Genomic DNA, 21,688 nt, shown 5'->3' on the forward strand with positions numbered 1-21,688 from the left:
ATCTCCATCACGCTCATTGCATGGCAAACATGATGAAGGCGTGGTGGGTGGGAAGGCCAGGAAGCACTTCGACTCATCCGCTAGAGCAAGGGACCAAGCACGTGCCGATACCTGACAAGGGCGAATTGCTGGTCAAAGTCAACGTGTGTGGAGTCTGCCGCACGGACCTGCATCTGGCTGAAGGTGACCTCCCTCCACGCCATACCCGGATTGTTCCAGGTCATGAAGCTGTGGGAATCGTCGTGGAATCAGGCGCTGGCACGGGTAGGTTTGAAGCCGGCGACAGGGTGGGTGTCGCATGGCTCGGCAGCACATGCGGTACTTGCCGCTATTGTCAGCGCGGCGCCGAAAACCTGTGCAGCAGACCGGTTTTCACGGGCTGGGACCGTGACGGCGGCTTTGCGGAAATGATGACAGTCAGAGAGGACTTTGCCTACGCCATTCCTCCCCAATTCAGCGATGAGGAGGCGGCGCCGCTCCTTTGCTCCGGAATAATTGGCTACCGCGCCCTGAAGCGGGCTGCACTTCCCCCCGGCGGCCGCTTGGGCATCTACGGGTTCGGAGGCTCAGCCCACCTGACCGCGCAAATCGCAATCCATTCAGGCGCGTCGGTCTTCGTCATGACACGATCGGAGGAGGCACAGGTTTTGGCCCGAAACCTGGGGGCAGAATACGTCGGCGGTGCATTCGACGCTCCCCCCGTGAAGCTGGACTCAGCCATTCTCTTCGCACCGGTCGGTGACCTGGTTCCAATCGCGATGAGAGCGTTGGACAGGGGCGGAACTCTGGCGGTTGCCGGCATCCATCTCTCCGACATCCCCTCGATGAGCTATGCCGACGAGCTCTTCTACGAGAAGCAAGTCCGCAGCGTCACCGCCAACACGAGGGGTGACGGAACGGAATTGCTTGCCCTCGCAGCGGACATGCCATTGATTCCCACCACCACGGCATATGCCTTCGCAGCAGCTGACCAGGCATTGGACGACCTCGCGAATGACAGAATCACTGGAGCTGCTGTGTTGAGGATTTCATGACGGGTCAGCGTGCTCTGGGCTTTAGGTCTTCTTTCTTTTAGCGAACCGTTTCTCAAGCTTCGCTTCCGCGTCCTCGCGGCGTTTTCCCAGCCGGAACAACTGCTGAACCAACGGATTCTGTGGGATTGAACGGACCCTTCCGCGTTGCGTTTGCCGGCCCTGATTGCCCGTCGCTGGCTCAACCGCCTCAGAGGGGCGTTGACGTCCGACCGGATCCGGATTCTCAGAAATGTGTTGGATCTTCATTCGGCAGCCCTGCTCATCCGCCCATTCGCAGGAACCCGGCTGCCTGCAGGTTTCGTGTCGGCTGGCGTCATAGGCGAACAATGGTCCTGGACCAAGCCCATCCCTGCACACTCACGGACATGGGAGATGCCCTGCACCGCGGAGTCCTTGTCTACGTATGAGCACGAGACTGCGAGTTCCCGCCCCTCGGAGTCCACCAGCCGGAACCGGACATTGGCCTGGCCGTCCGTAAAAAGCTCAAAGATCCCGTTCATGGGCCCGCCCCTTCTGCACTTGCTGATCACGGCATCATCGATCCCCCATGCCTTCCATGAGCATGCCCGCAAACAGAATCCGTCGTAAGGGCCGGAAGTCCCGCTTCTGCTTCCTTAAAGCGAGCCTCCGGAAGAACGGTCAACAGATTCCCCAAAGCCGATGCCAGGGGCACATCGGTGATGTCGGTGCCGTTCAGGCAGAGCATGATGCCCCACTTATGCTCAAGCGCGAGATCGACCGCATCCAACCCCCAGCGGGTGGCAAGAAACCCTGTCAAGAGCCGCGGGTGCACCGGTAGCTGATAGCGCGATCAGTGAAAGGCGATGCAAAGCTATGCCGGCAAGCGTCCAGGCGCGCGTTCTCGCCCGAAACGTTCAGGAATGCCTCCTATTGCCCGGCAATGCTTAGTGACTTTCGGCCCTGTTTCCTGATTCCGGCACCACACATGCTAGGAGGGAAGGCAGGAGGCACACCATGGCTCTTTCGGAGTTCGAACGGCTCGAACTGGAGAAGATTTCACAGGCGCTCCTGGAGGAGGACCCCAGGCTGGCAGCACTGATGAGCTTCGACGATCTGAATCGGCGCCGCTGGAAGGGCATAAAGCGAGGCGGCCTCGCTGCTCTTGCCGGGCTCGGATTGCTGCTGGTGAGTTTCCCGTTGGGCAGTCTGGCACTGGGTGTGCTGGGTTTCCTCATCATGGGCGGAGGAACGTACTTGGCAACCGTTTTTATAGGTGACCGCCCTCTTCGCGGGAAGCCGCGTTCCCGGACAAACGCCCACGAGAACAAGAAGGAACAGTCATGAAAGCACTCGTCGTTTATGATTCCGGCTTTGGCAACACGAAGTCGATCGCTGAGGCCATTGCACAGGGCCTCAGCTCGCTCAACGCGAAAGTGTTGCCCGTCGGACAACTCCGATCCGAAGATATCTCCGTCGGTGACCTGCTGGTGGTGGGAAGCCCCATCAATGGTTGGCGTCCCACACAGAAGACAATGGAGGCCCTGTCCCGCCTCGGCAGCCGTGGGCTGTCCGGAGTGGTTGCTGCCGGCTTTGATACAAGGGTCAAGTTGTTCATCCACGGTGATGCGGCCAAGAAGATCACGAAAACCTTGAAAGACGCCGGAGCCAGCATTGTTGCCAAACCCATGGCTTTCTACGTGAAAGGAACCGAGGGCCCCCTGCTTGACGGAGAGACCTCCCGCGCAGCTGCGTGGGCTGAAGAACTCCTGGCAAATGCCAAAGCCTATGGAACCCGGAGGAGTGCGTGATGGCCGGGTGGCTTGATCCGAGCAAGATCATTGTCGGCGTGGACGGATCCGAAGCATCGGTGGAGGCACTTCGGCAAGGACAGCGCATTGCCATGGCGCTCGACGCACCACTTGAAGCGTGGGGGTGCTGGGAGATGCCACTGGGATATGAGGGATACCTGGCCATGGGTGTAGACGGCTTTGCCCATGATGCCGAGGAGCGACTCGACAAGGCAGTGGCCGAGGCTTTCGGTACTGACAAGCCCAGGAACGTCAGTTCCCGCCTCGTTCAACGTTCGCCCCGGGCAGGGCTTGTTGAAGGCAGCAAACATGCGTCACTACTTGTAGTAGGCCGGCGCGGTCACGGTGGATTTGGCGGACTCCTCCTTGGTTCGGTCAGTTCGGCCTGCGTCGCGCACGCGCACTGCCCGGTTCTGGTGGTCCACTCCCCCGAAAAGGGTCAATGAGATGACCACCGGGCAGATGTCCGTCCCCTCAGCTCCAGGGCGACCGGCGGCCGGCGCGCCTGCTGTAATCGAGGCGGTAGCGCTGATCAAGACTTACGGGAACTATCATGCGCTCAACGCCATGAACCTGAGGGTGCCCGCGGGTTCCGTCTTCGGTTTCCTAAGGTTGAACGGGGCTGGCGAAACCACATTGCTCCGTGTCATGAGCGGACTTTCCCGGGCGAGTTCGGGTTCATTGCGGCTTCTCGGCGAAGACGCGACGACGAGCACGCCGTCGATCCGTGACGGCATAAGCTACTTACCGGATCACCCCGCGTGCGAGGGTGCGGAAGCCCTTGCCGGAGTCCTCGGACAACAGAACTGGGCGATATCAGTCCAGTCCCGACCGCGAGGCGAAGAAGTCCGGGTCTCGAATACAGCAACCGCGCAGCGGGAAATCCCCCTCCCGATCAGCCGGCAGGATACGGGTCTCATTCGCATGGAAAACGCTGAATCGGGTCATGAAGAGGTCTTCCTGGAGCTTGTCGGAAAGGGGAACCAGTGAGCACTTTCTCAGTCCTGACGTCCAAGGAAGGCCAGAAAATCTTCCGGACGTGGCGGATCTGGGGGCAGTGGAAAAAGAACCTCTCACAAATCGTCCTTTTCACCATCATCATCAAGCCATCCATGCACGCCATGTTAATCACGGTCGTGTTTGCCTTGGGGACCCTCACCACGTGGTTCGTCACCATCGCGACCTTCGGGCCGGCAGGCGTACCCGGGATCGCAGCCACGATTGCCGCTGCCGCAGCCCTCGGGGTTGCTTCCCTGATCTTCAACCGAAAAGAACTCTAGCCATGAAAAAGCCAGGTCATATCGTCCTTCTTGTTGTGGGCATAGTTCTTTCCTTGCTCGGCGTCACTATGGCAGCGGCGGGTGCGGCAGCGGCATGGCTAGCCTCTTCCCAAGACGACGGAGCCTTCTTCACCTCCCCAACAGAGCGGTACACGGTTTCGTCCCGCGCATTGGTCTCCCCCCAACTCGATGCTGTGGGCGAGGGCACCCCCGAAAGGCTTCCCTTCGACGTCGGAACCCTCAGGCTCCGGGCCACTGCGACGGAGGCCGGCCGTGAAGTTTTCATCGGCATTGCACCCCAAAACGAGATGGACGGGTACCTCGCCGGCGTACATCACACCGAGCTGCGTGAAGTGAAATTCCAACCCTTCCGGCCTGTCTACAGGGATGTTCCAGGATCATCGCCCCCCGCAGCGCCCGGGACCCAGCAGTTCTGGGCAGCATCAGCCTCCGGCCCTGGTGAGCAGGAGCTCACGTGGAACATCGCCCCCGGCAATTGGACGGTTGTGGTGATGAACGCTGACGCCACCGGCGGGGTCTCCGCAGATCTGCAAGCCGGTTTCCGTTCAGACCTCATCAAGCCCGCCGCAATGGGCCTGCTGTTCGCCGGCGTGCTGGCCATCCTTATCGGCGTGCCTCTGCTGGTGCTGGGCGCCGTAGGTCTGGGCCGTGCCGGAGGATCGCCCGGGCAGCCCCCTTCGACATCCGCGGCAGCACAAGGCCCCGCACCGGCAAGGGCCATGAGTTCACCGCTTCATTTCACCGGCCAACTGGACCCCGCTCTGTCGCCCTGGATGTGGCTGGTGAAATGGTTCCTCGCCATCCCCCATTTCTTCGTGCTGTTGTTTCTCTGGTTCGCGTTCGCTGTCACCAGCATCATCGCCTGGTTCGCCATCCTCTTCACGGGCCGCTACCCGCTGTCCCTCTTCCATTTCAATGTGGGCGTCCTCCGATGGAACTGGCGCGTGGCCTTCTACGCTTACGGCGTGGGCGGGACCGATCAATATCCGCCGTTCAGTCTCTCCCGCACGGACTATCCGGCGAACGTTGAGGTGGATTATCCGCCGCGCCTGTCGCGGGGCCTGGTTCTTGTAAAGTCCTGGTTACTGCTCATACCGCACTTGTTGATCGTGGCAGCATTCACGGGGACGGCGACGTGGGCTTGGAGAACCCAGGACGGACCCGCCGGCGTGATCAACGATCGCGGCGGAGGACTGTCCTTGCTGGGTCTGCTGGTCCTCATCGCCCTGATAATCCTGTTGTTCACCGGCAGCTATCCGCGCCCCCTGTTCGCCTTCATCATGGGCATCAACCGATGGGTCTACCGCGTGCTCATCTACGGCGCCCTCCTCCGCGACGAATATCCGCCGTTCCGCCTTGACCAGGGTGCGTTCGATCCCGAACCACTGCAGCCCACGAACGCTGACGGAAGGGCCGGCCTGCCGTGACCGAGGGCCACACAACAGCAGTAGCCTTGACGTCGCGAAGAAGCGCACGACGGCGAGCGGTCGCCGTCGTGGTTTGGCAGCCATGGCGGTGCTCGCCGCGGGGCTGAAACTGTTGATCGCAGCGGAGCCGCAGGGGGTTCGAGGAGCGCTAACGACGACGTCGGCGTGTCGGTGTAGTTGCTTCCGTGGCAGTGGCTGCTGACAAACATTTTCGACACACCATCATTTAGGAGGAATGATGATTCGAGTGATGCTTCTGACCGTGCAAGCGTTGGTCGCGGTGGCATCGGACAGGCAGTAGGAAGGTTCGGGATCGTATCAGTCCAAGGTGCGTACATGCTGGTTGGCACGGCCCTGCTCTTCGGCGTCGATCGGGGCAACATCTGGCTCACCGCACTGGTGCTGGTGGCCTTCAGCGCCGTGGCCGCAGCAGGTGCCATTATTGTCGGCTCGCTCTTGGATCACGACGGCGCGGCAACAGGTATCGGAATAGGTGCCGGTCTCGTATTGGCTGGCCTGGGAGGCTGCATGGTGCCACCGGAGTTCTTCGCCGAACCGCTGCAGTCGTTTTCGTGGCTCACTCCCCATCGCTGGGCCTATGACCCTTGGCCGCCATCCAACGTCGGGATGCTGCCTTCACTGACATTCTGCCTTGTTTGGGCGTCCTGACAGCGATGGCCGCGTTTCTCCTTTTATGCGGGGCGTGGCTCCTGCGGCGCAGCCTCCAAAGGGCGCTATGACCACAGATTTACCCCCGGACGCGGTTGCCTTCTTTGCCGGATCTCCTCAAGGTCTTGCCATCTGCGAGGCGGTCCTTGCCATCGCCAGTGGCCTCGGCGATATACACATCCACGTCTCGAAGAGCCAGATCGCCCTACGCCGGCACCGTGGCTTCGCCTACTTGTGGCGGCCGGGACAGTACGTTCATTCGAGGGTGCCGGCCGTGTTGTCATTGGCTTTGCCTTTCGAACTCGACTCCCCCAGGTACAAAGAAATCGTTCACCCCGCTCCTTCCGTGTGGATGCATCACCTGGAACTCAACGATCCCAGCATGGTTGATGCCGAAGTGAGTCAATGGATCAGGGAGGCCTTTGAGGCGGCATAGGTGAATTGCCTCCGGGGGCCGCCGGCGCATTTACAGCCTCTTCCCCCGTTTAGAGTCGCCCCTACTGTCAGCAACCCGTTCAGGGAAGTCTTGAAACATGAGCATCCTTGACCAGCAACCCACAGTGATTCGTACCGCCGACCAGCCCACTGCAGTGGTCCGCGAGCGTGTCCCCATGGCGAATCTCACGGATTTCTTCGGCCGTGCCTTCGGGGCAGTCATGGCCGCTACGCAGGCGCAGAATGCCAGCCCTACCGGCCCGCCGTTCGCCATGTACCACGGGATGCCAACCGACACCGTCGAATTAGAGGCGGGCTTTCCCGTGACGCCTGATTTTTCCGCTTCTGGAGAGGTTACCAGTGGCCTGCTTCCGGCGTCGGACGCCCTCGAAGCTGTGCACAAGGGACCTTACGACACTTTGGAACGGACGTACGCGCTCGTCCTTGAGCGAATGAGCGCAGAAGGGATGACGCCCTCAAACACCATGTGGGAGTTCCATTTGAGCGACCCGGAAAAAGAGCCGGACCCGCCAAGTGGGAGACCCGGGCTGTTTGGCCCGTCATCTGAACAGCGCGGACTCACCTCACTATAAAGAAGATTTAAGTGTGGACAACGTCCACGCCCCCTTTGGCCTGACAAAGCGTCCACCAGCCAAGGCCTCATCGCTCCAAAAAAAGACGCCACGCCAGGATCTTTGACGCAGGCTCCCGAAGTCATGTTGCGCTCAGTCCTCCTACCCATTAAGCGGTGTAGGCCAACGAGGACCTACCGAACCAAAGAGAGGAACACATAACCCCAGCTCAGAGCAGGTGGAGGGGCCACCAGCCGCGACCCTGCCCATAACTAAACAGGCCAACCGGTGGCCAGGCAACGGCCGGCACCACATCAAAGGCTCCTGTCAGCATGTTAAAGCAAAAGGCCCCTCTGACGAGGGGGTATGCCGTGCCCGAGGTGGGACTCGAACGGGATTCAGGGCCTTGGGAACACTGGGAAGTGGCGGAAACATAAGGAATCCGGGCCAGTCCGGGGGTTGTACGGGCCAGTCCGGGGTGGAAAGTGTGGACATTGTCCACACCACACCAGCCGCGAGAACTGGGAACAAAATCCGTCCCGACAGGCTGTACAAGTGGAACCGCCCCATGCACGACACTGAGCAGTCGAAAGAACGACTCGGTGGGCGCTCCGCTCAAGCGCTCTGATTCCGCGAGAGGGGTAGATATGTCATGATCCCGAGTTCGGCGTTCCGCGCTCACCCGGCTCAATCGCCCAGGCCAGGCGGTGGAGAAACGTAGCTACATGCCCGCGCAACGCGGCCCACCGGAGTGAATGCGGCCTCTGGCGTTCGACTACGACAGGTGCGCCGGGCAGGGCGCTGTGCGCGGTTTCAAGAGCGCTTTGTGCAGCTTCCTGCCGCGCCAGGAGAAGTGCGAGTGGGTAATAGCTATTCATGAGTCCTCCAGGGTGCTCTGGGGTGGCCACCGGCCACGAAGTTAGTTCGGCGGGGTAGATGTTTCGCAGAAGGCGAAGCTTCGGGAACGCCGGAGTATCGCGTGACTCGCCGATACTCCCGCAAAATGGTTCAGTCGATCTGCTGCCGCCCAAGCCGCGCATAGATCTCGGGCCGTTTGGACCTGAGGATGAGCGCGTAAGCGATTCCGCCGATGAAGAGTGCGAAGGTGAAGCTCATGAAAATGACAGTCATGACTGCCGAGCCACCTATGAGTTCCGGGTAGTTGGCAACAGCCAGATAGGTGATAATGCCCAGGAACGCCACGCTGACGAGCGGCGCAATGATGGTCTTCCAGACCGATTCTGGCGCGAAACTGCGTCGGCGAACGAAGTACACGAGCACTGCGAAACTGGTGATGAACATGAGCAGGAGGACGGCGAAAGTTCCACTCCCACTGGCGATGGGATACAAGGCGTCGGGTGCAACGCCCAGAAAAGTGAAGACGACGGTGGCAACTGCCCATATGAGGCCGATGGCCAGAGCGGAAACGTACGGGGATTTGTGGCGGGGATGCACCCGCCCAAGGATTGCTGGAAGCGCATGGTCAGCGGCGAGCGAGAAGCTGTATCTGGCAGCAATGTTTTGGATCGAGAGCATGCAAGCCAAAACTGAGGTGATGAGCAAGATCATGGCAACGTCCGCGAAGATCTTGCCCGCCAGAGCAGCGACTGCATCGCTAAAGAGGTTCACCGTATTGGTTTCGGCCGCGGCCTGGACATTTTCAGGTCCAAGGAATGCAATGAAGGCCCAGGACGCCACAGCGTAGAACAGCCCGATTCCCACAACGGCAATATATGTGGCCCTTGAAATGGTCTTGTCAGGATTCTTGACCTCGTCGCGATAGATGACGGTGGCTTCGAATCCGAAGAAGTTACCTACGGCGAACAGGAGCGCTAAACCCAAGGTTGCGTCTGAAAATGAAGGAAGGGCAAACCCCACGGACGAGACGACCTCCAGTCCATTGGCCGAAAACGACGCGACGTCGAAGACGACAACAACTGCCACTTCGAGAAGCATCACTAGCGTCAGCAACTTCGCGGACAAGTCGATCTTGTTGTAGGCGAGAATTGTGGTGGCAGCAGTAATACCCAGCGCATACCAGTACCAAGGTATGTCCGGTCCGTTCAGCGTTTCGACCACAAAACCCTGCAGCGTTACACCGAAGAACGAGGGCGCAAAAAACCCGATGAAGATGTAACCGAAAAGGGCGAGAAAGGCTCCTCCGAGGCCGGCGGGTTTGCCCAGACCTGCGGTGACAAAGGAATAGAAGCCTCCGGGGCCTCGTACACTCTGGCTCATTTTGACGAAGCCGACCGAGAAGATCAGCAACATGAAAGTGACAAGAATGTAGATGGCAGGGGCTGTTTGTCCACTGAACATCAACAACACAGGCAGTGTTCCGGCAACGGTGGCCAGAGGCGAGGAGAACGCCAGTACGTTCATCACGAGTTCGCCCACGCCCATGTTGCCGTTGAGCCTGGTCTCTTGGGTTCGAACCGTCGTCCTTGATGATTCCAGCGTTACGTTATTCATGTAATCCCTGTCACTAATATCTGAGTTTCGAATCACAGTATCGGCGCTCAGCGGAGCGACGTTGTGCCAGCTTGGGACAATGCCCTATCCGTGGAGCGCCTTTGAGTATCGATCTCAAGAATCGAAAGAGTTAGAGCTACGGCGCGATCCAACAGAGCCGCGAAATCCTGGTCACTGTCGCTCCAGTCGACCCATCGGCCGGCGCCGTCGAGGAGCGCGAGAATCACTCGGACGGTTTGCGCCCTGAAGCGATACCCCATCTCCCGGGCAGCAGCCGAAAACATATCCTCGTGCAGGCGCAGCCATTGGTTGGCCTCAGCACGGGCGTCGTCGCTCAAGAAGCGGGCCGCCCTGTCAGTGGCTATCAGCAGGTCCCAAAGATCGGCTTCCGGTCGCTGGAGCTGTTGTGCAAGATGGACACGGACCAGCGCGGCCCAGTAATCCTCCGGCGTGTTTGTCGATTCGACAGCCTCAAGGAGATCTCTGGCGAATCCATGGGTGAACCAGCGGAGCGACTCGGCAACGATTTCGTCCTTGCCGCGAGGGAAGCTCGAGTACAAGCTGGGCGCTTTCATGTCGAGTTCGCGACCCATGGTCCTCATGGTCACGGCGTTGACGCCTTTGACGGCCGCCAAGTGCAGGAAAGCCAGGAGTATTCGCTGTCGGGTGGGCGTCTGGGTTGACCAGTCATGACCGGACAGGAACTTCCTGACTGCAGCATTTGCTTGCTCGCGGGGCGTAGGGTCCATATCATCCTCACAACGTTGTCCGGCTGGATCCGATGTAGCTAACTATCGTTAGGTAGGCACCTTTTGCCTAATCTCAGCCACACTGAATCCCCCATCCGTATCTCCGCCGGAACGTCAAGAAAGGCGTCTCGGACCCTGCCCACCACAAGCTCATTTGTGTAGCCTCGGCGGCTCGTAACGGTCACTCCCTGCGCTGAAAGTGTGAGGGACCCTCTCGGCACTTCTCTTACAGACAAGTCCGGCTGGGCTCGGAGCCAGTCTTTCGACCACGGCACTTCGCAGAAGACGGAGGCACCTGGCCCAGCAAATGACCTGACAGTATGCCGGGAACGGCACATCCGTCGAATGAGGGTTCGCTCGGCAGAGTCGAGCAGCACAGAGGCCATGGATAAGTCCGGTCCGAACGAACCGCCGAACGTCACTGGCAAGATATGCGTTGACGGAGAAAAGTCCCCCTCCATGTACTTGACCTTGGAGGATGCGGCCAACAGAAGTGCCCGTAACTCGTGCACCTCCAAGGCGCCGACGTCGTAATTCACGATGACGCCATCCCGTAGGCGTCGGCACCGTGTAATGCCTAACGGCTCGAAAGATTGCAAAGCTTCGATGAATGCGGTTGCGCGGGGACCCCGGAAGTCAGGCTGTGGGAGTTCAACCAACACCTTGCCAGGCTCACTTGCGAGGACGGCGGGGCCCGGAATGGACAAATCTGTCTCCTGCAATGGGGGGGGAAAAGCGGTCCGTAGCGCTTGAGCACAGTGCCAGGAACAATCGCTACGGACCGCGGCTTAAAAAAGGGCTAGGACCCGGGAGAAGGCCAGGGCGTGGCGTCGCCGATCTCTCGGCCTTCCGTGACGTCCTGCAGGAGACGATGAATAAGCCTGGCGGATCGCTTTGGCTGATAGTCGCTGCGTTCACCCAAATCGGCTTGGCCGCAGTGGGCCGAAGATCGGAGCCACTCCACGTGCCGTCCTTGTGCGAGCTTCCTGTTCATCATCGGGATCAACCCTCAAACTAGTCGTGTTTATTGGTCTCTTCCAGAATCAGCCTTTGAGCACTAAGGCGACCGTGTCAGTTTGAGACACTGCCCTGGATGGGGACACTCACCGCGAACTGATGCTCGTGACAAAGATGAAGATCCCGGCCACAGCCAGCAGAAAGGCCGCGGCTCGTGGTGGAACGCTGGGGATGCCACGCATGCTTGCCGTGGTTCGTGGTTGTTGGGCCGAGTTCGCCATATGATCGCCGATCACCCGCAGTCCGGCAGCGATAAGGATCAGAAATATGCCGACGTACTCCATCTACTGTGACTCGCTGGGTTTGGGATCCAGCGCCACGGCCAGGTGTGCACTTGAACGCCCGGCATCAACCTGTGAGACCTGCATGGCACAACTAAATCCGTCGGTGAGAACAAGGGCATCAGCCTCGCCCTTCGCGAGGGCGGGTATGACAGAGTGCTCAGCAACGTTCATGGACATATCGAAATGCTCGGCCTCAAATCCGAAGTTTCCAGCCACGCCACAGCAGGACGAGGATTCCACCACTCGTGGAACTCCCCAGGCCTCAAGGACGCGTTTCTGGGCGCCCGAGCCGAACACGGCGTGCTCGTGGCAGTGAGTCTGCAGTACTGCTGTTTCCGGTGCAGGAGCCGTGGGCTTCCAGCCGCGTTTGATGGCCTCATCCACTGCTACAGAAAACGACCGTACCCTAGCCGCCACTCGGGCAGCGGCCGGCCCGCCTACCATTTTTGGACCTTCATCGCGGATAGCGGCCGCACAACTGGGTTCGAGTACGACGATATCCCTGTCCGTGCCATCGTCGAGCCGGCTGACCAACCGGGCCAGCCGCCGGCGGGCCCCATCACGTTGCCCTGTGGAGATCCAGGTCAAGCCGCAACAGGCGTCCGGCGTACACCCCACAGTGCTACCGGAGTCGCGAAGAACCCGGGCCGCTGCCGGAATAACCTCCGGCCTGAAAGCGCGGGTGAAGCTGTCGATAAACAGCAGGACGTCTGCGTTGTCCTCGAACCGGGCTTCCCGTACCCGCTTTCGGATCCGGCCGTTCGCCGCGAAAGCCGGCAACCGCCGTCGAGCACTAATGCCCAACCACTCCCCCACCGTCCTGAAGGGCCGGAAGGAGGTCCCCCTATTCGCCAGAGCCGCTACGCGGGTCAACCACGGGAGCCACCGAGGCAGCCAACCAATCGAATAGTGCGTGAAGGGTCGGATACGCCCGCGGTAATACTCATCCACGAGCTCCGACTTGGCCTCAGCGATGTCCACTCCCGTGGGACAGTCTGCGGAGCATGCCTTGCAGGACAGGCAAAGATCCAGCGCTTCCCGGACTTCCGCGCTCTTCCAGCCGTCCTTACTGCTCCCTTGAACCCTGGTCAGCTCCTGCAACACCCGTGCGCGGCCACGAGTGGAGTCCTTCTCATCCTTGGTGGCGCGGTAGCTGGGACACATGAAACCCCCGGTGGTGGAGCGGCACCTACCCACGCCTATGCAGGCATGGGTGTTCCCCACGAACGGACTCACCACCGGAAGCAGCTCACGGTCAGAGGACGGCACGACGGCGGCAGTCGGCGACGTCGTCAGTTCACTGTGCGTGGGGCCGGCTTTGGCCACGCCTTCCAAGGCCAGCGAGGCAGTGAACGGAACGGGGTCCACGATGACCCCAGGGTTGAGAATCCCCGCCGGGTCCCACAGCTCTTTGAACGCTTTGAAGATGCCAATCATCTCCTTGGAATACATCACCGACAACAGTTCGCTTCTCGCCCGCCCGTCACCGTGTTCCCCTGACAGCGAGCCTCCATGGGCCACCACCAGCTGGGCAGCTTCACGGGTGAAATCAGTAAAATTGCGACGCCCGGCCTCACTGCGCAGATCATAATCCAAACGCATGTGGACACACCCCGCACCGAAGTGGCCGTACATGAATGCTGTGTAGCCGTACTTTTTCACCAAGGGAAGCAGGTCCGCCAAATAGTCAGCGAGTCGTTCGGGAGCAACGGCAGAATCTTCCCAACCGGGCCATGTTTGAATTCCGTCAATCCGTCGCGAGGAGAGCCCTGCCCCGTCTTCGCGGACCCGCCACATCGCGGCTCGCGCCAGGGGTTCTGTGACCACCGAGTAGTCGACAACACGGCCCTCGGCCCGAAGCTTCTCCACGAGGTCTTCACAGGAAGCGGCGGCCTGATGAAGGGTGTCATCTGAAAACTCGACCATAAGGAAGGCATTGCCGTCCGGCAGTGATTCCACGCTTGCCGGTCCCCGACGGTGACGCATGATGTCCACGATAGAAACGTCCAAACCCTCGATCGCGCTCGGTTTGGCGGACAATATGGTCATGACATCGCGGGCAGAATCAATGGTGTCGAGGTAGCCCAGACATAGCAGCGCGGTGGCGCGGGGCTTCGGCACCAGTTTCACCTTGGCACGCACAATAACAGCACAGGTCCCTTCGCTGCCCGCGAGCGCACTGGCAACATTGAAACCGTGTTCCGGCAACAGGTGTCCCACGTGGTAACCGGAGACCTGCCGCGGGATGGTCTGCAGCTCCACGCGGAGGGGCGACAAGTTCGCGGCAGCCAGCGACTTCAGGCCTTCGAACAACTCACGGGCCCGGGCAATGGAATGGATGTCGTTGTGGTCGACTGCGTGCAGGAAATCACGGCCGGCCCGAAGGTACGCGCCGTCTGCGGTCACCAACTCCAATTCCTGCACGTGATGGGTCATGCGACCGTAAGCTACAGAGTGGTTTCCGCAGGCGTCGTTACCAATGGAACCACCGATTGTGGCCCGCGATAAGGACGAAGGGTCCGGGGCGAACGTCAGCACCCCAGAGGTGATGGTTTCAATCTGCGTACGCAGCTCTCCCAGGACCACCCCCGCATCGGCCCATACAGTCCTCTGCCCGGCCTCAAGGGTTCCTACCGAGGTCATATGGCGGGAAAGATCGATCACTAAACCGTCGCCTATAGCGTTGCCTGCCATCGAGGTCCCGCCGCCGCGTGTGGTCGTCGGGACCTCCAGCGCCGAACAGACGCGCAAGACGGTGCGTACGTCCTCGATGTTCCCAGGAAAGGCGACAGCGGCCGGGCGCACGCGGTAGTTGGATGCGTCGTAGGAGTACTCGGATCGTCTTCGCTGGGAGTCGTCCACCTCAATCCCGTGATGCTCCAGTCTGGCGAGTAGCTGACTGATGTTCGCGTCGCGATCGTCACCATGGGGCATGGTCGCATTCTCCATTCGTAGTGGTCCGCCTGAAGTGTAGGCAGCCGCGGCATGTGCGGAGGTGTGCCAAAACGGAACGGGCACGGCGGAGAAAACCGCCGTGCCCGTTTGATTGATGGATTGTCCTACTTCAAGAACTCAGAGAGGTTGTCCTTGGTAATGAGGGTGAAGGGCAGGGTGTAGCGATTCTCGACATTCCGGCCGTTGAGGAAGTCAGTAACCACTTCAACTGCTTTAACACCCTGTCCAGCGGAGTCCTGCCGGACTGTAGCCGACATTGTCCCGGCTTTGATGTCCTGCATGGCTGGTTCGGTACCATCGACGCCGACTACTGCCTTGAACTCCGCCGTCCGTCCAGCGTCAGCAATGGCAGAGGCTGCACCGATGGCCATCTCGTCATTGTTTGCCACGACCGCATCAATCTGGCCGGCGCCAAAGCGCTGAAGGGTGTCCTCCATGTTGCGCTTGGCATCGTCACGGCTTCCCTTGGCTTGGAATTCCGCCACGATCTTGAAGTTCTTGTTGATCTTGCTGTCGAAGCCGTTCTTTCGGCGATCCGTCCAAGAGGCTCCGTAGACACCGGCGGCGAACACGATGTTGCCACCTTCCGGCAGCGCCTTGTTCAAATAATCGGCCTGCATTTCACCGGCCACTGTGTCATCGACGCCGATGTAGCTCTTGTACCCAACGTCTGAGCCTTCGGCGAACTCGGTGGACAGGATAAACAGCGGGATGTTGGCGGCGATAACGCGCTTTGCGGCGTTCTGGCTGGCGTCCCCATCCAACGGTTGCATAATCACGGCGTCAACCTGGCGGGTTAGGAGGTCCTCAACCTGGTTCAGTTCACTGCCTACGTCCTTCTTGGAGTCGGTGATGTTGAGCTTGACACCCTTTTCATCAGCCGTCTTTTTCATGGCGTCCGTCATGTGGGCCAGATCCGGGTCTTGGAGGTCAAGGACCACAACGCCAATGTTGTAGGTCTTGCCTGTCCCGCCACTGCTGGTTGCGTTACTGCTGCCGGCACAGCCGGTCAGCGTGAGCGCACCTGCTGCCATCATTGCGACCGCCGCAGCGATACTCCGTCGCATTCCCATGGTGTGTTCCTTTCGGTGGTTTTTCTGTCTGTGCTGAGGGAGATTTTTCTGTTGCTTGGTGCGGGTGTTGCGGTCAGTCCGACTTCCAACGGTTCAACAGCACGGCGAGCACCAGGATGATGCCCTGGACGCCTTGCTGGAAGTACGACGAGACCCCCATCAGGTTCATGCCATTCATCACCACACCCAGCAGGAGAACGCCGATGACCGTTCCGCGGATGGTGCCGACGCCACCGAAGAGACTCGTTCCTCCAATGACGACGGCGGCAATCACCTGGAGTTCATAGCCAGTGCCGGCCACCGGGGCCGCGCCATCCAAACGCGCAGTGAGGACTAAACCACCCAGCGCGGCTGTCACACCACCAATGAGGTACACGGTGAACAGCACACGGCCGGTGGAGATGCCAACCTTCTTGGCAGACTCTTCATTGCCGCCCACGGCATAAACGTGCGAACCAAATTTTGTCCGGCTGAGCACAAACTCGCAGATTATGGCCGCGATCAAGAAGATGATGACCGGGACGGGAACCGGGCCTATGAAGCCCGAGCCGAGCCATTCAGCAGGTCCACTGAGCCCGGAAACAACCTGGCCGTCCGTCATGACCAGGACTGCCGTGCGGGCAATGGCCATGGTTGCCAGTGTTGCCAAGAACGGCAGGATGGCTCCCCAGACCACCAACGCTGCACTCAGGAATCCAACCAGAAGGCCTACCGCGAGACCCGCAACCAACGGCAACCAAAAGGCTCCACCGCTTGCCGGGGCCAGCAATGCGAAGGTCATACCCGCCAAACCCACAATCGAACCAACAGAAAGGTCGATGCCGGCGGTAATCATGATGAAGGTCATCCCGAGGGCGATCAGTCCGATGATGGACGACTGTCTAACCACATTGACGATGTTGTTGAGGGTCAGGAAGTTCGGAGCTACGGCGGCAAGAAAGACGAGGATGACCACAAAAAGTATGATGATCCCGTAATCACCGATGAAGCGCTTGACCTTGGTAGCTGTCATACCTTCTTTAAGGTCCGCAGGACCCAGCTTTGTTTTGACGCGTTCCATTGTGAGACTCATGAGGGACTCCCGTTCGTAGTGGCTGGAGTTGCCATCACATCGACGACTTCCATCGATGAGGTGCTCCCGATTTTGCGGCGCTTTTTGGGGATGCCGGCACCGTCGTCGACGTAGTCATCCAAGGTGCCGTGGGAGATCAAGTGGGCCACCTGGGCTTCTGAAACATCCCCGACGCGGAACCGCCCCACCACTTGGCCCTGGCGCATGACCGCAAAGCGGTCAGCCACGGCGAAGGCCTCGTCCAATCGGTGTGTGATGATGATGACGGCAATGCCCAGATCCTTGAGGCGTTGAGTCACCTCAATGAGCTTGTCCACCTTGGCCACCGACAAGTTCGCTGTCGGCTCGTCCATGATGATGAGTCGGGCGTCAAATGCCAGCGCTCTGCCTATGGCGACGGCTTGACGTTGACCACCGGATAACCGCTTGACCTTGAGCCGAGGATTGATGGGTATGTCCAGGCGTTCAAGCACCCGTTTGGTTTCAAGCTCCATCTTTTTGCGGTCGATAATCCGCAACAAGGGGCCAAGGACATTCTTTTGCGGCTCCCGCCCCAGGAAGATATTGGAGCGAACATCCAGGTTGTCTGCCAGGGCAAAGTCCTGGTAAACCATCTCCACCCCTTGGTCGCGGGAGGCGGATGGCGTGGGGAACTCCGTGGTCTTTCCGTCAAGCTCAATGGAACCCTGATCGGGTTGATACACGCCAGTGAGTACTTTCATCAGCGTGGACTTGCCGGCGGCATTATCGCCAAGCAGAGCAAAGGTTTCGCCGGGTTGGACATCGATGCTGACGCCGCGTAATGCGGACACCGCCCCGAATGTTTTGTGTATGTCGTTGAGGGCGACCAGTGGAGGGGTCGCCGGTGGTACGTCGGTCATCTCATCCTCGTTCGATAGGGCCATGTAAATGAACCGGTGAAACACCTTTGGTGGCGGCTGATCAATCAACATTGTTTGACCCTGCTGGCTCCGGGTAGTTGCAAATACATCCCGAAGCTGCGTGACCTTCACCACACTGTTTCACTTACCTGAACTCTGACGGATCCCCGAATTCAGCATGTGTACCACTTTGGAACACCGATTATGAATCGTTTCAACCAGCAAAGAAAGAAGCCTGCTCTGGGCCGTAAATGTTGTTGCGAAACATCAACGGCCCAGGCAGGCGGCCTCTAAGTGTGCCGTTAGTTGAGGCTCACAGCCACGGCAGCACCGGTCCGGGCCGACTCCTCCGCGGCATCAGCAAGGATGAGAGCAGCCCGGCCGTCCTCAAATCCCGGGCTTCTCGATGGCAGGCCACGGACGGCGCGGAGGAATTCGGCAACTTCCAGCCGGTAGGCCTCCGCATATCGCTCCAAGAAGAAGTCTTGGTAGGGGCCCGCGGATTCGACGGACCGGCTTCCCCAGTGCCGCACGAGGCTGTCGCTTTTGTTGCCCACGTGCAGGAGCCCTGTTGCTCCGAAAGCCTCAATTCGCTGGTCGTAACCGTACGCCGAGTGACGCGAGTTCAGGACTGTTACGAGTTCGTCCTTGGAACCCCGGAGGGTGACTACGGTGGAGTCGAAGTCGTTTGCCTCACGGATGCCATCGCTGAAAACGTTCGCACCCCTCGCGGACACCTCAACGATGTCAGGGATGAAGTAGCGCGCCATATCCAGGTCATGGATGGTCATGTCCCGGAAGATTCCTCCCGATTGAGGCAAATAGGCAGCCGGTGGTTCCGATGGATCCCTACTGGTAATGACCAGCTGCTCCAATGCCCCAATTTCATTGGCGCCCACCCGTCTCCTGAGCTCCACAAAGTGCCTGTCAAAGCGCTTATTGAAGCCCAAGGCAATAGGCACGCCCGCCGACGCTGCTTTTGCACGCAGGGCATCCACACGGCCTATGTCCAGATCTATCGGCTTCTCGCAGAGCACCGGGATGTTGGCGTCTACCGCCATCTCCAGAAGGTCGAGGTGGGTCTTCGTGGGCGAGGCTACGATGACAGCGTCAACCTCCCCTGACGCGAAGACCTCGTGAGGGTCATCGCTGACGCGCCCCCCGAACTCCGCGGCTGTTTGCTTGGCACCCTCGACGAAAGGGTCACAGACCCAGGACAAGGTGGCTTCATCCAAGGTGGCCACACTCATGGCATGGACTTGGCCTATTCTTCCCGTGCCGAAGAGGCCAACTCTGATTTGTTGCGTCATTGCAAAACTCCAGACAGTTGAAGATCAGGTGAGATTGGTTTTTTAGTCGACTCTTTGCCGGCCCAGTCGCCGGTACACATCAGGGCGTTGTGACCGCAGGTAGTACGCGTACCCGATCCCGCCGAAGAACAAGGCGAAAGTGAAAGTCATGAAGATCGCCGTCATCACGGCCGATCCCCCGATGAGCTCGGGGTAGTTAGTGATCGCAAGGTAGGTGATCACGCCAAGGAAGATGACGCTGATGATCGGTGCGACAATCGTTTTCCACACCGACTCAGGGGCGATGCGGCGCCGCCGTACAAAGTACACAAGGACAGCAAAGCTCGTGATGAACATCAACAGGAGAACAGCAAAGGTTCCGCTGCCGCTTGCGATGGGATACAGCAGCTCCGGGGCAACGCCCACCAAGGTGAAGACCACCGTGGCCAGGGCCCACACCAGGCCCACTGCCAGGGCTGACACGTAAGGTGACTTGTGCCGGGGATGGACCCGGCTCAGCACGGACGGTAGCGCCCCATCGGCTGCCAGCGAGAAGCTGTACCTCGCGGCAATATTTTGGATGGAGAGCATCGAAGCCAGGATCGAGGTGATCAGCAATACCACCGCCACATCCGCAAAGATCTTGCCGACCAGAGCAGTGGCGCCGTCGTTGAAGAGGTTAACTGTATTAGCGGCGGCCTCGTCCTGAACTTTGTCTGCTCCAATGAAGGTCGTGTAAGCCCAGGCGGCGACAGCATAGAACAGACCGATTCCTACTACCGCAATGTAGGTGGCCCTGGGAATGGTGCGGTCCGGGTTCTTGACTTCATCCCTGTAAATGACCGTCGCTTCAAACCCGAAGAAGTTTCCGACGGCGAACAGCAGTGCCAAACCCAGGCCGGCATCTGTTATCCACGGCATGGAGAAGCCGATTCCCTGGACAACTTCGCCTGAACCCGCCGCAAAGGCTGCGATGTCAAAGACGATAACTACTGCCGATTCCAGCAGCATGACCACCGTCAAGACCTTGGCGGAGAGATCAATGCGGTTGTAGGCGAGCAGTGTGGTGACGGCAATGATGCCCAGACCGTACCAGTACCACGGGATGTCAGGACCATTAAGCGTATTGACCACAAAGCTCTGAAGTGTCAGGGCGAAGAGGGACGGAGCGAAGAACCCAATAAACACATATCCGAAGAGGGCAAGCAACGCTCCTCCAAGGCCGGCGGGTTTGCCCAGGCCTGCCGTGACGAAGGAGTAGAAACCTCCCGGCGCCTCCACGCTGCGGCTCATCTTCACAAAACCCACGGAGAAAATCAGGAGCATCAGTGTTACCAGAAGGTAGATGCCCGGAGCAGTGTGCCCACTGAAGAGGAGCATCACGGGCAGGGTGCCCGCGACTGTCGTCAGCGGGGAGGAGAAAGCGAGCACGTTCATCACGAGCTCACCTACGCCCATATTGCCGCTGAGCTTATGGTCCTGGGTCTGGGTCGGCGTTTTCGTCGTACCTCTTGTTGTGCTAGACATGTAATCCTCGTCACGAAAGTTTGAATGCTGAATCACACTATCGACGGGGATGGTGGGAGCACTGTACCAGCTTGGGACACGGGATCACATGGGGTATTCCACGCGGTTTTAAAGCGCCGAATACCCCATGGGATTGGCCCCAGCAGGGGTGTTTCAGACCCCGGCCGCCGGCCTGACCGTGCCGAGTTTCTTCAGGTCCACTACGTCGTTCAGCGGCTCGTGGGCTTTCCAGAGGCTCAGGTTCCGGGCGAAGCAGTCCACTACCCTTCCCCGCCAACCGATGAGATCTCCGGATGCATGCGGTGAGACCAGGATGTCGCGTCGACCCCACAACGGATTGCCGGCATCCAACGGCTCATACTCGAAGACGTCCAGCGCGGCTGCACCGAGGTGTCCGGCATCAAGGGAGTCCAGGAGGTCCTGCTCCACGACCACCGCTCCACGGCCCACGTTGACCAGTCTCGCCCCGGGCTTCATGGTGCGGAACATTGCAGAGTTGAACAATCCCCGGGTCTCCTCTGTGAGCGGCAGTGTCAGCACGACGTCATCGGCTTGGCTCAACAGCTCCGCAAGGCCATCAAAGCCGGATATGGTGCCCAGCTGGGGATCGTTCCTGCCTGACCGGCCCACGACCGTCACGTCCATGCCAGCTGCCCTGAGCAGAAGGACCGTCTCGCGGCCTACAGGCCCCGGACCCACCACAAGCACTTTCCGACCCAGCAGGGGCTCGGTCTCACGATGCTGCCATGTTCTGGCCTGTTGCAATTCAATGGTGCGCCGGAGGTCCTTGGTGAACATCAACAAGACGCCCAGAACCCACTCGGCAATGGGACGCTCACAGACGCCCCGGGAGTTGCTCACAACGATGTCACTATTGATGATGTCGTCCGTCATGAGACTATCGACGCCGATGCTCGAGGTATGGATCCACCGCAACTCCCCCGGCCCTACTTCGCGCAGGAGTTTGGTCCTGAAGTCGTTCAAAAACAGGATTTCCGCACCCGGTTGCGCTTTACGGTACTCATCCGCGGTGCGGACCACAACGATATCGGCGTCGGCCTTCAGCCGTTCCAGTGGAGGGAGCGGGCGACCTTCCTGAACAATGGCTATTACTTTTGGTTGTGACACATTTTCCTTCCCGGGGTGTCCCTGTGGGGAACCC

23 protein-coding genes are annotated in these 21,688 nt (G+C 59.6%); 10 read left to right on the plus strand and 13 right to left on the minus strand.

The window, feature by feature from the left end:
• The first annotated feature begins 32 nt into the window (after positions 1-32).
• Positions 33-1,034 (plus strand): zinc-dependent alcohol dehydrogenase family protein, encoded by a 1,002-nt coding sequence (locus AC1RJY_RS04365; protein WP_498601684.1) that lies wholly within the window; start codon positions 33-35, stop codon positions 1,032-1,034.
• A 242-nt stretch (positions 1,035-1,276) separates the two neighbouring features.
• On the opposite strand, the gene AC1RJY_RS04370 is transcribed toward AC1RJY_RS04365, so the two are convergent.
• Positions 1,277-1,534 (minus strand): YegP family protein, encoded by a 258-nt coding sequence (locus tag AC1RJY_RS04370; RefSeq protein ID WP_071162415.1) that lies wholly within the window; start codon positions 1,532-1,534, stop codon positions 1,277-1,279.
• A 274-nt stretch (positions 1,535-1,808) separates the two neighbouring features.
• A complete protein-coding gene (locus AC1RJY_RS04375) occupies positions 1,809-1,913 on the minus strand; it encodes a PEP/pyruvate-binding domain-containing protein (RefSeq protein WP_498601685.1) in 105 nt (34 codons plus the stop codon).
• Between the two features lie 96 nt (positions 1,914-2,009).
• Between AC1RJY_RS04375 and AC1RJY_RS04380 the strand changes: the two genes are divergently transcribed.
• The 9 genes from AC1RJY_RS04380 to AC1RJY_RS04420 all read left to right on the plus strand — a co-directional run bounded on the left by AC1RJY_RS04380 (position 2,010) and on the right by AC1RJY_RS04420 (position 7,228).
• Positions 2,010-2,339, plus strand: coding sequence for a DUF3040 domain-containing protein (locus AC1RJY_RS04380; RefSeq protein ID WP_498601509.1), 330 nt, complete (start codon positions 2,010-2,012; stop codon positions 2,337-2,339).
• A complete protein-coding gene (locus tag AC1RJY_RS04385) occupies positions 2,336-2,803 on the plus strand; it encodes a flavodoxin family protein (protein ID WP_210063982.1) in 468 nt (155 codons plus the stop codon). The genes AC1RJY_RS04380 and AC1RJY_RS04385 overlap by 4 nt, the downstream gene beginning before the upstream one ends.
• The gene (locus tag AC1RJY_RS04390) at positions 2,803-3,249 is read left to right on the plus strand and encodes a universal stress protein (RefSeq protein ID WP_014921631.1); all 447 of its coding nucleotides are present in this window, start codon (positions 2,803-2,805) and stop codon (positions 3,247-3,249) included. The genes AC1RJY_RS04385 and AC1RJY_RS04390 overlap by 1 nt, the downstream gene beginning before the upstream one ends.
• 1 nt (position 3,250) lies before the next feature.
• A complete protein-coding gene (locus AC1RJY_RS04395; protein ID WP_498601511.1) occupies positions 3,251-3,793 on the plus strand; it encodes an ATP-binding cassette domain-containing protein in 543 nt (180 codons plus the stop codon).
• Positions 3,790-4,083 carry a hypothetical protein gene (locus tag AC1RJY_RS04400; protein WP_014921629.1) on the plus strand — a complete coding sequence of 98 codons (294 nt, stop codon included), beginning with the start codon at positions 3,790-3,792 and terminating at the stop codon, positions 4,081-4,083. The genes AC1RJY_RS04395 and AC1RJY_RS04400 overlap by 4 nt, the downstream gene beginning before the upstream one ends.
• A gap of 2 nt (positions 4,084-4,085) precedes the next feature.
• On the plus strand, positions 4,086-5,531 hold the full coding sequence (locus AC1RJY_RS04405) for a DUF4389 domain-containing protein (protein ID WP_498601512.1): 1,446 nt from the start codon (positions 4,086-4,088) through the stop codon (positions 5,529-5,531).
• Between the two features lie 336 nt (positions 5,532-5,867).
• Positions 5,868-6,200, plus strand: coding sequence for an ABC transporter permease (locus AC1RJY_RS04410; RefSeq protein ID WP_498601514.1), 333 nt, complete (start codon positions 5,868-5,870; stop codon positions 6,198-6,200).
• A 67-nt stretch (positions 6,201-6,267) separates the two neighbouring features.
• Positions 6,268-6,636 carry a DUF5655 domain-containing protein gene (locus AC1RJY_RS04415; RefSeq protein WP_498601516.1) on the plus strand — a complete coding sequence of 123 codons (369 nt, stop codon included), beginning with the start codon at positions 6,268-6,270 and terminating at the stop codon, positions 6,634-6,636.
• A 97-nt stretch (positions 6,637-6,733) separates the two neighbouring features.
• On the plus strand, positions 6,734-7,228 hold the full coding sequence (locus AC1RJY_RS04420; RefSeq protein ID WP_498601518.1) for a GyrI-like domain-containing protein: 495 nt from the start codon (positions 6,734-6,736) through the stop codon (positions 7,226-7,228).
• 987 nt (positions 7,229-8,215) lie between these two features.
• Here the strand turns inward: AC1RJY_RS04420 and AC1RJY_RS04425 are convergent.
• The 11 genes from AC1RJY_RS04425 to AC1RJY_RS04475 all read right to left on the minus strand — a co-directional run bounded on the left by AC1RJY_RS04425 (position 8,216) and on the right by AC1RJY_RS04475 (position 21,654).
• Positions 8,216-9,679: an APC family permease gene (locus tag AC1RJY_RS04425; RefSeq protein WP_498601520.1), complete on the minus strand. Its 1,464-nt coding sequence runs from the start codon at positions 9,677-9,679 to the stop codon at positions 8,216-8,218.
• A 47-nt stretch (positions 9,680-9,726) separates the two neighbouring features.
• Positions 9,727-10,428, minus strand: coding sequence for a TetR/AcrR family transcriptional regulator (locus AC1RJY_RS04430; protein ID WP_498601522.1), 702 nt, complete (start codon positions 10,426-10,428; stop codon positions 9,727-9,729).
• Positions 10,429-10,466: 38 nt separating this feature from the next.
• On the minus strand, positions 10,467-11,090 hold the full coding sequence (locus AC1RJY_RS04435; protein ID WP_498601523.1) for a carboxyltransferase domain-containing protein: 624 nt from the start codon (positions 11,088-11,090) through the stop codon (positions 10,467-10,469).
• A 441-nt stretch (positions 11,091-11,531) separates the two neighbouring features.
• Positions 11,532-11,729 (minus strand): hypothetical protein, encoded by a 198-nt coding sequence (locus AC1RJY_RS04440; RefSeq protein ID WP_498601524.1) that lies wholly within the window; start codon positions 11,727-11,729, stop codon positions 11,532-11,534.
• Positions 11,730-14,678, minus strand: a complete 2,949-nt coding sequence (locus AC1RJY_RS04445) for an FAD-binding and (Fe-S)-binding domain-containing protein (protein ID WP_498601525.1) — start codon at positions 14,676-14,678, stop codon at positions 11,730-11,732. It abuts the gene before it with no gap.
• A gap of 110 nt (positions 14,679-14,788) precedes the next feature.
• Positions 14,789-15,757, minus strand: coding sequence for a sugar ABC transporter substrate-binding protein (locus AC1RJY_RS04450; protein ID WP_498601526.1), 969 nt, complete (start codon positions 15,755-15,757; stop codon positions 14,789-14,791).
• A gap of 73 nt (positions 15,758-15,830) precedes the next feature.
• On the minus strand, positions 15,831-16,829 hold the full coding sequence (locus AC1RJY_RS04455) for an ABC transporter permease (RefSeq protein ID WP_231745402.1): 999 nt from the start codon (positions 16,827-16,829) through the stop codon (positions 15,831-15,833).
• Positions 16,826-17,710, minus strand: a complete 885-nt coding sequence (locus AC1RJY_RS04460; RefSeq protein ID WP_498601528.1) for an ATP-binding cassette domain-containing protein — start codon at positions 17,708-17,710, stop codon at positions 16,826-16,828. The genes AC1RJY_RS04455 and AC1RJY_RS04460 overlap by 4 nt, the downstream gene beginning before the upstream one ends.
• 302 nt (positions 17,711-18,012) lie before the next feature.
• Positions 18,013-19,020, minus strand: coding sequence for a Gfo/Idh/MocA family oxidoreductase (locus tag AC1RJY_RS04465; protein ID WP_498601530.1), 1,008 nt, complete (start codon positions 19,018-19,020; stop codon positions 18,013-18,015).
• Between the two features lie 42 nt (positions 19,021-19,062).
• Positions 19,063-20,526 carry an APC family permease gene (locus AC1RJY_RS04470; protein ID WP_014921508.1) on the minus strand — a complete coding sequence of 488 codons (1,464 nt, stop codon included), beginning with the start codon at positions 20,524-20,526 and terminating at the stop codon, positions 19,063-19,065.
• A 153-nt stretch (positions 20,527-20,679) separates the two neighbouring features.
• On the minus strand, positions 20,680-21,654 hold the full coding sequence (locus AC1RJY_RS04475) for a D-2-hydroxyacid dehydrogenase (RefSeq protein ID WP_498601531.1): 975 nt from the start codon (positions 21,652-21,654) through the stop codon (positions 20,680-20,682).
• Positions 21,655-21,688: the final 34 nt, after the last annotated feature.

It is taken from the genome of Arthrobacter sp. GW822-FHT05G07 (assembly GCF_058799755.1).

What these genes read in the sequence shown, in the direction of transcription:
- AC1RJY_RS04370 (WP_071162415.1), bottom strand. Translation starts at nt 1,534, where the DNA reads ATGAACGGGATCTTTGAGCTTTTTACGGACGGCCAGGCCAATGTCCGG.
- AC1RJY_RS04465 (WP_498601530.1), bottom strand. Translation starts at nt 19,020, where the DNA reads ATGACGCAACAAATCAGAGTTGGCCTCTTCGGCACGGGAAGAATAGGC.
- AC1RJY_RS04365 (WP_498601684.1), top strand. Translation starts at nt 33, where the DNA reads ATGAAGGCGTGGTGGGTGGGAAGGCCAGGAAGCACTTCGACTCATCCG.
- AC1RJY_RS04425 (WP_498601520.1), bottom strand. Translation starts at nt 9,679, where the DNA reads ATGAATAACGTAACGCTGGAATCATCAAGGACGACGGTTCGAACCCAA.
- AC1RJY_RS04410 (WP_498601514.1), top strand. Translation starts at nt 5,868, where the DNA reads ATGCTGGTTGGCACGGCCCTGCTCTTCGGCGTCGATCGGGGCAACATC.
- AC1RJY_RS04380 (WP_498601509.1), top strand. Translation starts at nt 2,010, where the DNA reads ATGGCTCTTTCGGAGTTCGAACGGCTCGAACTGGAGAAGATTTCACAG.
- AC1RJY_RS04405 (WP_498601512.1), top strand. Translation starts at nt 4,086, where the DNA reads ATGAAAAAGCCAGGTCATATCGTCCTTCTTGTTGTGGGCATAGTTCTT.
- AC1RJY_RS04455 (WP_231745402.1), bottom strand. Translation starts at nt 16,829, where the DNA reads ATGAGTCTCACAATGGAACGCGTCAAAACAAAGCTGGGTCCTGCGGAC.
- AC1RJY_RS04395 (WP_498601511.1), top strand. Translation starts at nt 3,251, where the DNA reads ATGACCACCGGGCAGATGTCCGTCCCCTCAGCTCCAGGGCGACCGGCG.
- AC1RJY_RS04430 (WP_498601522.1), bottom strand. Translation starts at nt 10,428, where the DNA reads ATGGACCCTACGCCCCGCGAGCAAGCAAATGCTGCAGTCAGGAAGTTC.
- AC1RJY_RS04415 (WP_498601516.1), top strand. Translation starts at nt 6,268, where the DNA reads ATGACCACAGATTTACCCCCGGACGCGGTTGCCTTCTTTGCCGGATCT.
- AC1RJY_RS04470 (WP_014921508.1), bottom strand. Translation starts at nt 20,526, where the DNA reads ATGTCTAGCACAACAAGAGGTACGACGAAAACGCCGACCCAGACCCAG.
- AC1RJY_RS04450 (WP_498601526.1), bottom strand. Translation starts at nt 15,757, where the DNA reads ATGGGAATGCGACGGAGTATCGCTGCGGCGGTCGCAATGATGGCAGCA.
- AC1RJY_RS04440 (WP_498601524.1), bottom strand. Translation starts at nt 11,729, where the DNA reads ATGGAGTACGTCGGCATATTTCTGATCCTTATCGCTGCCGGACTGCGG.
- AC1RJY_RS04420 (WP_498601518.1), top strand. Translation starts at nt 6,734, where the DNA reads ATGAGCATCCTTGACCAGCAACCCACAGTGATTCGTACCGCCGACCAG.
- AC1RJY_RS04445 (WP_498601525.1), bottom strand. Translation starts at nt 14,678, where the DNA reads ATGGAGAATGCGACCATGCCCCATGGTGACGATCGCGACGCGAACATC.
- AC1RJY_RS04390 (WP_014921631.1), top strand. Translation starts at nt 2,803, where the DNA reads ATGGCCGGGTGGCTTGATCCGAGCAAGATCATTGTCGGCGTGGACGGA.
- AC1RJY_RS04385 (WP_210063982.1), top strand. Translation starts at nt 2,336, where the DNA reads ATGAAAGCACTCGTCGTTTATGATTCCGGCTTTGGCAACACGAAGTCG.
- AC1RJY_RS04460 (WP_498601528.1), bottom strand. Translation starts at nt 17,710, where the DNA reads ATGACCGACGTACCACCGGCGACCCCTCCACTGGTCGCCCTCAACGAC.